This window comes from Moritella yayanosii, from assembly GCF_900465055.1.
GTDB classification, from domain to species: domain Bacteria; phylum Pseudomonadota; class Gammaproteobacteria; order Enterobacterales; family Moritellaceae; genus Moritella; species Moritella yayanosii.
Genome location: NZ_LS483250.1, coordinates 4,298,129 through 4,310,471, shown reverse-complemented (window position 1 = coordinate 4,310,471; position 12,343 = coordinate 4,298,129). Strand labels below are relative to the sequence as shown.

The 12,343-nt window shown below is 41.0% G+C and carries 12 protein-coding genes; 5 read left to right on the top strand and 7 right to left on the bottom strand.

What is annotated here, in order from left to right; translation table 11 throughout:
- The first annotated feature begins 3 nt into the window (after window positions 1-3).
- From MORIYA_RS20175 to MORIYA_RS20160, 4 genes are all read left to right on the top strand, one after another.
- A complete protein-coding gene (locus MORIYA_RS20175; RefSeq protein ID WP_112718176.1) occupies window positions 4-519 on the top strand; it encodes a hypothetical protein in 516 nt (171 codons plus the stop codon).
- A 281-nt stretch (window positions 520-800) separates the two neighbouring features.
- On the top strand, window positions 801-2,222 hold the full coding sequence (locus MORIYA_RS20170) for an ATP-binding protein (protein ID WP_112718174.1): 1,422 nt from the start codon (window positions 801-803) through the stop codon (window positions 2,220-2,222).
- A 3-nt stretch (window positions 2,223-2,225) separates the two neighbouring features.
- The gene (locus MORIYA_RS20165; protein ID WP_112718172.1) at window positions 2,226-2,906 is read left to right on the top strand and encodes a response regulator; all 681 of its coding nucleotides are present in this window, start codon (window positions 2,226-2,228) and stop codon (window positions 2,904-2,906) included.
- 143 nt (window positions 2,907-3,049) lie between these two features.
- Entirely contained in the window at window positions 3,050-3,445 is a 396-nt protein-coding gene (locus MORIYA_RS20160; protein WP_112718170.1) for an EF-hand domain-containing protein, read from the top strand.
- A 113-nt stretch (window positions 3,446-3,558) separates the two neighbouring features.
- On the opposite strand, the gene bluB is transcribed toward MORIYA_RS20160, so the two are convergent.
- On the bottom strand, window positions 3,559-4,206 hold the full coding sequence (gene bluB, locus MORIYA_RS20155) for a 5,6-dimethylbenzimidazole synthase (RefSeq protein WP_112718168.1): 648 nt from the start codon (window positions 4,204-4,206) through the stop codon (window positions 3,559-3,561).
- A 267-nt stretch (window positions 4,207-4,473) separates the two neighbouring features.
- Between bluB and glgX the strand changes: the two genes are divergently transcribed.
- Window positions 4,474-6,450 (top strand): glycogen debranching protein GlgX, encoded by a 1,977-nt coding sequence (glgX, locus tag MORIYA_RS20150; protein WP_112718166.1) that lies wholly within the window; start codon window positions 4,474-4,476, stop codon window positions 6,448-6,450.
- Here glgX and MORIYA_RS20145 read toward each other — a convergent pair.
- From MORIYA_RS20145 to MORIYA_RS20120, 6 genes are all read right to left on the bottom strand, one after another.
- Window positions 6,412-7,566: a lipase secretion chaperone gene (locus MORIYA_RS20145; RefSeq protein WP_112718164.1), complete on the bottom strand. Its 1,155-nt coding sequence runs from the start codon at window positions 7,564-7,566 to the stop codon at window positions 6,412-6,414. The two genes, glgX and MORIYA_RS20145, sit on opposite strands and share 39 nt — an antisense overlap.
- Before the next feature lie 136 nt (window positions 7,567-7,702).
- Window positions 7,703-8,692: an esterase/lipase family protein gene (locus MORIYA_RS20140; protein WP_112718162.1), complete on the bottom strand. Its 990-nt coding sequence runs from the start codon at window positions 8,690-8,692 to the stop codon at window positions 7,703-7,705.
- Window positions 8,693-9,209: 517 nt separating this feature from the next.
- Window positions 9,210-9,479: a YfcL family protein gene (locus MORIYA_RS20135; RefSeq protein ID WP_112718160.1), complete on the bottom strand. Its 270-nt coding sequence runs from the start codon at window positions 9,477-9,479 to the stop codon at window positions 9,210-9,212.
- Window positions 9,480-9,482: 3 nt separating this feature from the next.
- Window positions 9,483-10,616: an ATP-NAD kinase family protein gene (locus MORIYA_RS20130; protein WP_112718158.1), complete on the bottom strand. Its 1,134-nt coding sequence runs from the start codon at window positions 10,614-10,616 to the stop codon at window positions 9,483-9,485.
- Window positions 10,597-11,199: an elongation factor P hydroxylase gene (locus tag MORIYA_RS20125; protein ID WP_112718156.1), complete on the bottom strand. Its 603-nt coding sequence runs from the start codon at window positions 11,197-11,199 to the stop codon at window positions 10,597-10,599. The genes MORIYA_RS20130 and MORIYA_RS20125 overlap by 20 nt, the downstream gene beginning before the upstream one ends.
- Before the next feature lie 137 nt (window positions 11,200-11,336).
- Complete coding sequence (locus MORIYA_RS20120; protein WP_232011693.1) at window positions 11,337-12,296, bottom strand: hypothetical protein; 960 nt, start codon at window positions 12,294-12,296, stop codon at window positions 11,337-11,339.
- Window positions 12,297-12,343: the final 47 nt, after the last annotated feature.

Below are 12,343 nucleotides of genomic sequence, written 5' to 3'. Positions count from 1 at the left end.
GCCATGACATTTAAACAAAAAACATTCATCTGCACGGTTATTTGTATATCTATTTCGGCATGTGGCGGCAGCGATTCACCATCAGGTAACGCGACCACTCCATCAGGCAATCAGGCAACGACTACAGTGGACGGTGCGAGGCAAGAACTGACCCAGGATGAAGACAGCTTTATTCCGACAGCAAGCAACAACAACAGCTTACAAAATATCACTGCATCAAGTACCTTGAACTATCAAGCATCAACCACTATGCAATTACAGATAGATTCAAATAGTGCTCAACCTTGTAATATAAATATTTATAAACAATACGGTAAATTTTTAGGCCCGGTGTTTGCTCCAAATCCCGATAGCCAGGTCATACAAATAAATTCTGATACTTGTAGTTATTCAGGCCCCATTTATATTTTAAACCAACAACAAAGGCTATTAGCTGAAGTGGTGTCATTACAGCATGCAACGACCAGTTACCATGAAATCATCATCTCCAGCAATACCATCACCCTTAGCCTTAATTAGCTGAACCTTAATGAGTGAAAAGTCCATCTTTGTATGGATTTTTCCTTTCCACAATAAGCCACAAGCACATATATACCCAAGTTACTTCAAGATGCTATTCCAGCTAGCCTCCCGTAGGGCAAACCGAATGAATGAATCTCCGACGTTACGAAGTCTTGATTTAGAATAACTAAATCCTCGACTTCATGCCTTGAATATTCGCTCCTTTCGATTTGCTGATTGTGCATTTTGAAGTAGCTTGGGTATAATAATCTGGATTCACTCATTCAAAGGTCACTTAAATGCGTTTAACCATTTTCCATAAATTGTTTATCTCGTTGATGCTCATTAGCATGCTGATGATGGTCGGCATGGCATTACTGATCAACAATAGCTTTAAAAATGGCTTTCAAAGCTATCTTAATCAAAGTGAAGTCGAAAAAATCGAGTCGATGGCTGAAGATATCAGCGCATATTATTCATCCGACCAGGGGTGGCGACAGCTACAACAGCAACCAGAATTATGGGACAGACTCTTACGAAATATTGGTGAATATCCCCGAAGACCCAAGGATCACTCAGGCCCGACATCCAGAAAAAGCCGACCTGATTACAACCGACTCGAAGCACGGCTTAATTTATTAGATAAAGATGAAAAATCCATTATTGGCAAGCGTAAGAATTTACGTCGTTTACATGCCAACATACAAATTACCAAGGTTGCGATCACCAAAAATGAACAAACAATTGGCTGGTTATCCATTATCCAAAGAGAAAACATTAAAGGTCATTTAGCCGAACGCTTCCTGCGCCAACAGTTGGACAATTTTTATTGGATTGCAGCTTGGGCAGCCCTGTTTTCATTTATTGTTGCTGCGTTATTAGTTCGTCACCTTTTAAAACCTTTAAAAAGCTTACACTCAGCAGCAAAATCACTGTCTAATGGTAATTTTAATTATCACATTGATGTGCGCGGTAACGATGAACTCGCCGAACTATCCCTCGCATTTAATTTATTAACCTCCACCTTAAAGACTCAGAAATTATCACGAGAGCAATGGCTCGCCGATATTTCTCATGAACTTCGTACCCCGATTGCGGTCTTGCTCAGTGAAATTGAAGCCATTGAAGACGGTATCCGACAACCGGAGCCAAAATATATTAGATCATTACACGATCAAGTCATTACTCTCACCCGCTTAGTTGATGACTTATATTCATTATCTCAATCAGATAGTGGTATTCTTATCGACACATCACATACTGTCGATATCACTAATATCATCAATAATATTGCCAATCAAAACGAAGTACGTTTGACGGATAAGCATATTGCCATTCAACGTTTATACGACCACAGTCAACCGACACTCTTAAAAGCAGATGCTAAATCATTGGCCCAACTTATCGGCAACCTATTCGAAAACAGCTATCGTTACACAGATGAAAATGGGCAAATACACATTAACTTACAACAAACTAATGACCATATATTATTAACCATTGAAGATAGTGCACCCGCGGTGCCTGAAGATGCATTACCTAAACTGTTTGATCGCTTATACCGCGTAGACAAATCCCGCAGTCGTGCTAATGGTGGTTCTGGTTTGGGTTTATCTATTTGTGAAAACATCGTCAAAATGCATAATGGTAAAATCAGTGCTCAGCATTCTGAACTGGGCGGCTTAAAAATTGCTATATCACTTCCAATTAAGGACGATTAATCCATGACACAGTCAGCAAAAACAATACTCGTGGTTGAAGATGAGCCGTCACTGGCCATCGTTTTATGTGAATACCTTGCTCAAGCAGGGTTTCAAACCCACATCATTGATAATGGCCTTGAGGTGATTGACTGGGTGAAGCAACACCATCCTGACCTGCTTATTCTCGATTTAATGCTGCCTAATCGTGATGGCCTCGATATCTATCGTGAATTACGTACCTTTAGCCAAGTACCCGTTGTTATGGCTACCGCCCGTGTCGATGAAATTGACCGCTTATTAGGGCTTGAGCTGGGTGCTGATGATTATATCTGCAAGCCATACAGCCCACGAGAAGTCGTCGCTCGTATCAAAAATGTATTACGCCGAACAGTCAAGGTGGCGGCATCATCACCACAACATGGGCTAATGATTAATGATAAACAAATGAAGGCCACATTTGACAGTAACGAACTCACCTTAACACCCGCCGAATTTCGTCTGTTAAGCTTTTTTAATCAGCATCCCGGTCAAGTATTTAACCGAGACCAGCTGATGCAAGAGATTTATGCTGACCATCGTTTAGTTACCGACCGCACCATTGATAGTCACATCAAAAATTTACGTAAAAAATTACAAGATGCAGCGCCTGATAATGAATACATAAAATCCATTTACGGGGTTGGTTATAGATTCACCCTATAATTATGTCTCTTTGTTAAATTATGCTTAATCTCCACATTTTCTCCATAATTCCTGCGCATTTGTTGCTTATAGTTACTCCATCAACAGGTTAACTCACGGTGAGTTAATCTTGTTAGGCTAACAACACACAACAAAGTGAGAGCATGATGAAAAAGACATTCTTTATTACCGCCGCCTTATTAACAGCGATGACAACCACTACGTTTGCTTATGCAGATAGTGACCACAAACAACGTAATCATGTGTCTTTTGAACAAATAGACACCAATCAAGATGGCAAAATTGCTAAAGATGAAGCAACCGGTCGTTTAGCTGCACACTTTGATAGATTTGATACCGACAACGACGGTTTCATTACCAAAGCGGAGCTGCCAAACAAAGGTCGACATCATAAAGGTAAGATGTTTGCAAAGATGGACACTGACAATAATGGTCAAATATCTAAACAAGAAATGAATCAACACTTTGATAAACTAGATACGAATGGTGATGGTTTCATTTCTAAAGATGAATTAATGAAAAAGCATAAACAAGGCTAATACAATATCGACATAGCGCCTTGTCCGAGATAAAGACTAAGGTGGCCACCACCCTAGTCTTTATCAGATCACGTGCTCAATTCACCAAACTATGCGGCTTTATCCTCAGTAACTTATTTTGGTGACCATTTTTCTTCATGAATAGCAGCATCAATATCACGACGTGGTAACCAACCTAGCTTTTCGAGTTCTGGTTTATCATTAAAGTGTGAGACATAACCAACACACAAATAAGCAATAATATTAATCTCTTCAGGAATACCGAGTGCATCTTTCAACACCGAATCATGAATAATACTGACCCAACCAACACCCAAATTTTCCGCTCGAGCCGCTAACCACAAATTCTGCACAGCACATACCGTACTATACAAATCCATTTCGCTATTAATTGTTCGGCCAATCACGGTAGGACCATTACGGTTACGATCACAAGTAACACAGATCCCCAAGGGCGCGTCTAAAATACCTTCTAACTTCAACTTCCGGTATTGCTCCGCTTTTTCATCAGTAAACATCGCGGCAGATTCAGCATGAGCAGACTCAAACCCGATTTTTATTTTTTCTTTCGTGGCTTTATTCTTAACCACAATAAAATCCCAGGGCTGCATAAAACCAACACTCGGCGCATGGTGAGCCGCTGTTAATATCCGTTTCAGTACATCGTCTGGGATCAGGTCAGGTTTAAACTGTCCACGTACATCTCGTCGAGAAAATATGGTTTTGTAAACCGCATCTCTTTCGTCTTCCGTTATTTTCATTTCGTCTCGATCACGCTAGCAATATAATAATGTATTAATTATCTAATTAAATCACTGAGGAAGTAAAGCCGCAGTTGCCACCGCCTCAGCATGGCTTAGACTGCTCAAACCTGCTAACAAACCATGTTTACATCATTTTTTAATGCCCATATGAAATAAAATGTTAACTAGATCATGTTTATTCGTGTAAAAGCTCCTTTTACCACCTGAATTACATAAGATGAAGCTAATCAATAAATGTGACCTAGCTAACAAACTGAGTGATTTATGTCGAAACCTTATCCCCTTGGTGCCAACTTGCAATCGGCCAACAGCCTAAAACCACAAGGCTGTAACTTTGCGATATACGCACCAGACTGCAGCAGCTTGCAGCTAATATTGTTTAATGGCAAAAACCAACGCAGCTTCACTATCGAAAACAAATATGCTGATATTCATCATATTTTCATTAGCGACATTAATACTGGGCAAGAATATGGCTTCTCAAGCAATATCGATGGTCAAGATTGGTTGTTACTCGACCCGTATGCCAAAGCCGTCAGCAAAGCCCCTTATTATGAACCACCTTACAGTGCCGATAAAAGCTGGCATTTTACTAAAGCAGTTGTCACCGATAATGCATTTGATTGGCAAGGCGTGCCTCAACCTGACGTCCCCCTGGCGAAAACGATCATATTCGAAATGCATACCAAAGGTTTTAGCCAATTAAATCCCGCAATCACCACTGCTCAGCCGGGTAGCTACCTAGCATTATCAGATCCAGTAAATATTACCTTATTAAAACAACAAGGCATCACCAGTATACAACTGCTACCGATTGCTGTGTGTATGCACGAACCGCACTTATTAAAGCAACAAGGGGTGAATTATTGGGGTTATAGTACCCTTGCGTTCATGGCGCCTGACCCACGTTATGCCACAGTAGATGCCGTAATCGAATTAAAAACTGCGATCAGAGAACTGCATAGAAATGGCATCGAAGTGATCTTAGATGTGGTATTTAACCATACTGCAGAAGGTGGCCAAGATGGGCCAATATTCAATTTAAAAGCACTCGATCACCGCTATTACTTACGTGATGAAAACGGTCTACGTAACTATACTGGTTGCGGCAATAGCCTAGACTTAACCCATCAAGCCAGCCTTAATCTAGTCATGGATAGTCTACGTTATTGGGTAACAGAATATCATATTGACGGTTTCCGTTTTGATTTGGCCGCAACACTGGGGCGTAATGGTGATCGCTTTAACCAACAAGCACCCTTTTTCCACGCTGTTGCGCAAGACCCTATTTTAAAACCGACCAAACTTATTGCCGAACCTTGGGATATTGGCCCTGATGGTTATCAGTTGGGGTATTTCCCCGATGGCTGGAACGAATGTAATGATAAATTCCGCGATACGGTGCGCAGCTTTTGGCGTGGTGATCACGGTTACTTAAAAGATTTTGCCACCCGCATCATGGGCTCTCGCCACTTCTTTAGTGGTGGCCGCTGGCCACACAAACTACCCGTCAATTATATCGCCTATCATGATGGGTTTACCCTGCAAGATTTAGTGTCTTACAACGATAAGCATAATACTGCCAACGGCGAAAATAATCGTGATGGTCATGGTGATAATCGCTCGTACAACTGTGGCATTGAAGGTGACACAGATGATGTAGCCGTGATTGCCTTTCGGGAAAAACAAAAACGTAATTTGATCACCACATTACTGTTTAGTTTTGGTATTCCCCATATATTGGCTGCAGATACTGTATCTCATACCCAAGGTGGTAACAACAATGCCTACTGTCAGGATAACGAGATAAGCTGGTTAAACTGGCAAATGGACGACGTAAAAAAAGAGTTTAAAGACTGGTTAAGCAAGATGATCGCAGCACGTAAACAATATATGTTGCCATTCATTGATGCCTTTACTGGTGATGGTCGTAATGATCATCGTATTAGTTGGTATTGCAGTAATGGCGACATGATGCAGCAGCATGACTGGGAACATCAAATCAGTTTAGGCCTGCATCTCGGGCTTGGTACTGATGGCGATGAATTATTGTTGATATTTAACCAAGTCGATACCCCTATCGATTTTAAACTGCCTGATGTACCGCCAACTTGGCACCGTATTTGTGATACCAGTTCGATGCAGCTTGCACCATTAAATGTAAACGATCACTATCAATTAGCTGGCCGTTCTATGGTGATACTACAACGCAGTGGTGCTAGTACTGACGATACTATCTAATACCCTGACACGTTTGATTTCTTGGGAGGTAAAATATACCTCCCGCAATTGCGCTATCTCTCGCTGTTGTTCACTGTCGTCACTATTGGCTTCGCTATTATAATAAGCACTGCGAGTAGTAATAACAGCAAGTTGCACTCTGTATTCATCGAGTTTTATTTGCCACTGCTGACGCTTTTCATCCAATATTGCTAAACGATCGACCACTTCGGGTAAAAATGATTGTTGGGTGAAATCTTGCAGTTCAGTCTGACTTGCCCCTTGTACTTGCAAGGTCTGATACTGCTCACGGTATTGATTTAATTGATTAGCGTTATGCTGTTGCGTCAATAACCAAGCGGGTGCGGTGGTATCTAACTCGGCTTTCGCTAATTGTTTCTCTACTGTACTTAATTCACTGTTTTTATTAATACTTGCCACACTCAACATGTAGGTTTCGTATTCATCTGATTGACCAAAAAAAGCGACGATGACATCAAGGTCTAAATAAGTTGCGCGCGCATCTAACACCATCTCGCGTACTTGAATGACATTTTCTAACGCATATTCACCGACATCATCAGGATCAATACCCTGCTCAAATTGCTGTTTGATCACAGTGACCGCATTAAGATACTGCAAATAACCCGTTAATATCGAGAGACCCTTTCTAAGCGCAGGATCAACAAGTTGTAATTTTAGGCGATGTTTAATGCGAGCGACAATCATATCTAAACTTTCTTCACCCATTGCTGAGAGATAAAAATCGAATAAATGCTGAATTTTTTTATTAATCACCAGCTCACCATCCGCATTAACATCCAGTGTTAGTGGTAATGTGGAGCCTAATAATGAACTTGGTAATAACAACGGCACTGCTTGTTGTTGCTGTGTATTTGCAGTAACCACGTCATCACCCTGATTAACCAAGGCAGCTATCGCTTCAGGTGCTAATGGGTAGCTAACCTGTTGCAGTGCGATTATTTTCGATTCGATTATTGAGTCTTCTATTGTCGGCGCTTGTGTGGCTGCAATGGATTGCGCATCATCCTGCGACAAAAATTGCACACCACCGGCAGCGGCAATAACCGCTGATAACGCAGTAACCACAATAAATGATTTTGGTTTCGGTGGCATCACCAGGCTCCCTATCACTAACTTCTGCTTATACTAAGTACTGTAAATAATTAAGTACTGTAAATAATTAAGCACGGTAAATAGTTAAGCACTGTCCTTTGTTCACAGTGCTTAACCACACATTTAAAATAACCAGTTACAGTCCAGCGCTCGTTAAACGCTTTGCATGTGCCACATATAAAGGTAATGGACTGGTGCTACCTAAACCACGTAAGCCAAACATGCCATTGATTTCATCCGCATGGTTCATAGTGTAATCATCACGGATCACTTTACCTAAGTGTGACGAGCAACGACCCACAACACCATCATTGGCTTCATCAATCGTAAGATAAGTAACGGCCAGTAAACCATCGGCAAGATCGAGTACATTAGAATTGAATATCGGATTATATGTCCCACCCCATGAATAATAAGCCACACCGTTCACGTTATGATCGCCGTCATTCACTGAGTAATCATAAACCCAGTTTGGCCACCACCACGAACCCGCGTTATAACTTGGCGTGACTTTACACTCACCTTGTCTTAACCCTTCAGGATATTTCGCATTAAAAATAGCCGCGTCTTTAGAATTCAAGGCTTCGAGTGAGCCCATCGCATTGGCTTGCTGATCATTATTACCGGTTGCAATAGATAACAAACTTGCGACCGCGTTACCAATGGCCATCGCAGGACCTTCTAATGGCGAGTCCTTAATTAAATCAGCAGTGCCGGAACCACGATGTGGTGAGCCCACAGAGGTAACCGAAGCCACCAGACTAGGTCGAACAGAGGCAACATAACGTGAATCAATCCCACCTTGCGAATGACCAATTAAGTTAAATTTTTCCGCACCGGTAATCGCACTGAGTTGTTCTAAATAACTGAGTAACTGTTCGCCTCGTACTTCGCTGGTATCATAGCCACTGACTTGCGGTGTATATACGTCTGTCGCGCCAACATCCGCTAACGCCCCTTTGACACCATAAAAATAATCTGCTAACACACTATCAAAACCCGCTAAGCCATGGACTAATACCACCGGATATTTGGTTTTCCCCGAGGTATCAGCATGTACAGGGGTCACAATGAAACACAAGGTTCCAACTAAGACAGAGAGTAAAGTCCGAATTTTCTTTAACATATCTAATCCTTTATTTTTGAGTTATCGAAAAATACGCCCGTTGGTGACAACTTGTCCTATTTGAGCGCAAGAAAAGTTATAACGTAAAAAAACAACAGGTACAACCAGATGATACGGAAAAGATTTATTGATTATTAATAAGCGTAAATAACAGATTATTAGACTGGATATGTTACTGATAAAAGCGTTAATGAAAGGTAAATAGATACCATTAGTGTATGAATACCGGATTAAAAATGGCAACTTCGATTTAGGGCATTGCGTTATTATAGTTATAATATTTCATAACTTATTGTTTATTAAACATATTTTTATTATATTGTGCATAAAATTAAATTCAACCTAATATAAAATACTTTATATTTATCAGACCTAGATCATACTAAGGCATGAGATCTATTTAGCAGCAGATATAAAAAAACCAGTAATCAGATTACTGGTTTAAAATGATAGCCGCTTTAATTTTTGATAACACGCGTTAAGGGGGCCTGATTAATCATAATCATTTAATCGAATATCAATGATTGTTGATAGCATCCCACATACTAAGTACCAACTCTTGTTTTCGAGGCGTTAACTCATTAGCAACAAGTGCATCTCGCAAACTGTGCACAACCTGGAATTTAATGTCGTGGGGATAAATTTTACCGATATTTTCGCACTTCGCTGTAGCAAAAATAACATGACTGTGTAAATACTCAGCCGCAAATAATTGATCCGACGTTCCTTGTTCTACAAATCCATCAAGCTTTTCCATTAGCTTGCTTTGATAAGTAGCTTTAGACAATGATTAATCCTCATACTCTGGGTTGGCGACACGATACATGATGTAATCACGATAACCTGTGGTTACACGAATAAAACCTGATAATGCTTGGTCTAATTCAACATCCCCCGTGTCTACGATTAAGGGACGTCCTGCTAATGCCGACAGCTTAGTTTTGGTTGCCAGCACTATAATATTTTCTTTGCCGATTTGTTTAATTAACTGTGGCGACAGTTGTTGATTACCTCGACCAAAAATATGCCCCTGACCACCAATTAAAGTGATCACTAATTTACAGGGTTTATCTTGCGTTAACGCGATTAACTGCGCTGCTGTTTGGTCCGAAGCAATCAATGTATGCTGATGCACAACATCAACACCTAATAAGGTATTATCCAGTCCCAGTTCAGCCATGGTGAATGCCACCGTTGACCCAGACCCCATAATGTAATATTCATCTTCCATATCTGCTATCACATCGGCAGCTATGTCTGTTAATACTAATTCGTCTGACTCAATACCGCCCATTTTTACGCTTTGTACATAACGTAAATCAGACGGCACCATCATCTCGCCATAGCGTTTGGCTTTGACCCTACCTTGGCGAAATGCAACTTCATCAATATCCATCACATCGGCATCAGCCAAAGTAACCAGTTCGCCTAAAATCAATCGACGTACCACACAACCGGCGGCTTTTGGTGTCACACCATACACACCCGAATGGATCTTACAGCCTGCTGGCACACCTAATACTGGTACCGTATCATTAATCGTGGCGCAAATATTACGTGCGGTACCATCTCCACCAGCAAACAATAACAAGTCAATATCTTGTGCTAATAATGCAGCAACCGCAGCATACGTATCTTGCTCGGTTGTTGTCTCATTGGCAGATCGATAAACCACTGCCACATTAAAGCCCAGTTCTAAACTGCAACGTTCACCCATTTCGCCACCTGCAGTGATCACGGTAAAACGTGACGCCAGATCTGAAAACTGACCCAATGCTTGTAACATACGATTGTTGGCTTGCGGAATAGCACCTAAACTAAGCGCCTGCTGAACAACATTATCACTGCCTTTCAAGGCCACTGTGCCACCCACACCAGCAACTGGATTAACAATAATACCCAGTTTAAACGGCTTCACATTCATACATACCTCGATAATCAAAATCTGCTAATGTCAGCGGTTTGGTGTTGTAATACGCTTGTAACGCATTAACTAAGGCTTGTGTGCGTATTGATAAGCCATTTTCTAAATAATGTTGTACTTGCTTGTGGATCTTGTGTTGAAAAGCCAATCGGTCAATAACAATATCAGCCAAATTATCCGCACTAACGCGGAATGAAAATCCAGCGGCAACACAAATTATCCATTCAATCGCTTGCGGTACTATTTCTACTTTTTCAAATTCAGCTTGCTGCTGTGCATTACGGCCATCAGCTATATACCAGTAACCAAAATCGACCAATTGATGACGGGCTAATCCCGCGACTAACCAATGTGATATTTCATGCATGCCACTCGCAAAAAAACCATGAGCAAAAATAATACGGTGATTAGCACAACTTACGTATTGTTCAAAATCAGTGTTAGCCGGCATGTAAATCGGTTCATCATCACCTTTAGCTAACTGCGTATTAAATTCGCTTGCAAACGTTTGGTTAAAAACAGTAATCAAGTCTTGATATTGATGTGTTTGCTCTGGTGAAAAGTCTTTTAAATCATCTTGCATAACTGCGCCTAGCTAATTTTGTAATCACTGAGCACTATTTAATGAGCAGGATTATACCCCTATGGTGGTGGCATGTCCGCTAATATATCGTACTCAAATCGGTAATTTTCGCTAGTAGAATACTCCTTTACGCGATATTAATCTAATCGTGTTAACGAACTTAATGCCACAATACCGACGCGTGCAGCACTACCCCAACCGGCTTCAGCGGTGAGTAATAACTGGTTATCACCTTGCCAGAGAATACTTTCCCATTGTCCGTAAGGAGCAAGGTTAAAGCGCGTTGCCAAATCCCAATTCAAGATTTTGTTATTAATAGGAATAATCCAAATGAAAGGATGTTTGTAAATTAAGCTACTATCATAGCCAAGCAGTACCAATTGCCTCGTGTCAGCATTATAATCTGCCGCCGTGATCAAGCCATCCACATTCAATGTTTGCGAGGGAATGACTTGAATGACGCTGTCATTCACTGCGCTATTGCTAATATCGACTAAATCCATCCGATACAGGCGACTTTGTAAATCAGCCCAGTTTTTACTTAATACCCATAATTGCTGCTCAACCACTGTTGCCGCCTCACAATCATAATCATGCATATAGCGGGTTAATTCTGCTTCAGGCTTATCAGCCATTGTAAAACGCACGGTACTCACTGCTGAAATAGTCTCGCCATCATTAGCTTGTATCAACGTATCAATATCAACATTAATAATAGTGCGGCTATCACGCGTGCCATGATTATTGCCGCAATCCATGATGAAAAGGTTACTTGTAGATTGTGCCAACGATTCCCAGTCCTGACTGATGACATCATTAATGTGCACCTGCTTAATAACCTGGCCCGTTTGTGCATTTATTTGATATAAGTTAGCACCGTCGCCGCTATCATTGGTCGTCCACGTTTGACCACTAAACCGCGCCAGCGCAGAACTTTCCTTTACCCTATCTTGCAGTGATGTTTGGATCTGAATATCAAGTACAGGGTAGTTTTGCAGTGGTCTTGACCAATAAAAGTGACTGATAACAGCAACAACGCCTGTCATCAATAATCCCCGCATCACTTTTTTAAGTATTCCTTTAAATTTTGTCATCATTCCCTATACACTCTCTGCAACTATCTACAATAGTATCAATAAAAAAA

What these genes read in the sequence shown, in the direction of transcription:
- MORIYA_RS20175 (WP_112718176.1), top strand. Translation starts at nt 4, where the DNA reads ATGACATTTAAACAAAAAACATTCATCTGCACGGTTATTTGTATATCT.
- MORIYA_RS20170 (WP_112718174.1), top strand. Translation starts at nt 801, where the DNA reads ATGCGTTTAACCATTTTCCATAAATTGTTTATCTCGTTGATGCTCATT.
- MORIYA_RS20165 (WP_112718172.1), top strand. Translation starts at nt 2,226, where the DNA reads ATGACACAGTCAGCAAAAACAATACTCGTGGTTGAAGATGAGCCGTCA.
- MORIYA_RS20160 (WP_112718170.1), top strand. Translation starts at nt 3,050, where the DNA reads ATGATGAAAAAGACATTCTTTATTACCGCCGCCTTATTAACAGCGATG.
- bluB (WP_112718168.1), bottom strand. Translation starts at nt 4,206, where the DNA reads ATGAAAATAACGGAAGACGAAAGAGATGCGGTTTACAAAACCATATTT.
- glgX (WP_112718166.1), top strand. Translation starts at nt 4,474, where the DNA reads ATGTCGAAACCTTATCCCCTTGGTGCCAACTTGCAATCGGCCAACAGC.
- MORIYA_RS20145 (WP_112718164.1), bottom strand. Translation starts at nt 7,566, where the DNA reads ATGCCACCGAAACCAAAATCATTTATTGTGGTTACTGCGTTATCAGCG.
- MORIYA_RS20140 (WP_112718162.1), bottom strand. Translation starts at nt 8,692, where the DNA reads ATGTTAAAGAAAATTCGGACTTTACTCTCTGTCTTAGTTGGAACCTTG.
- MORIYA_RS20130 (WP_112718158.1), bottom strand. Translation starts at nt 10,616, where the DNA reads ATGAATGTGAAGCCGTTTAAACTGGGTATTATTGTTAATCCAGTTGCT.
- MORIYA_RS20125 (WP_112718156.1), bottom strand. Translation starts at nt 11,199, where the DNA reads ATGCAAGATGATTTAAAAGACTTTTCACCAGAGCAAACACATCAATAT.
- MORIYA_RS20120 (WP_232011693.1), bottom strand. Translation starts at nt 12,296, where the DNA reads ATGATGACAAAATTTAAAGGAATACTTAAAAAAGTGATGCGGGGATTA.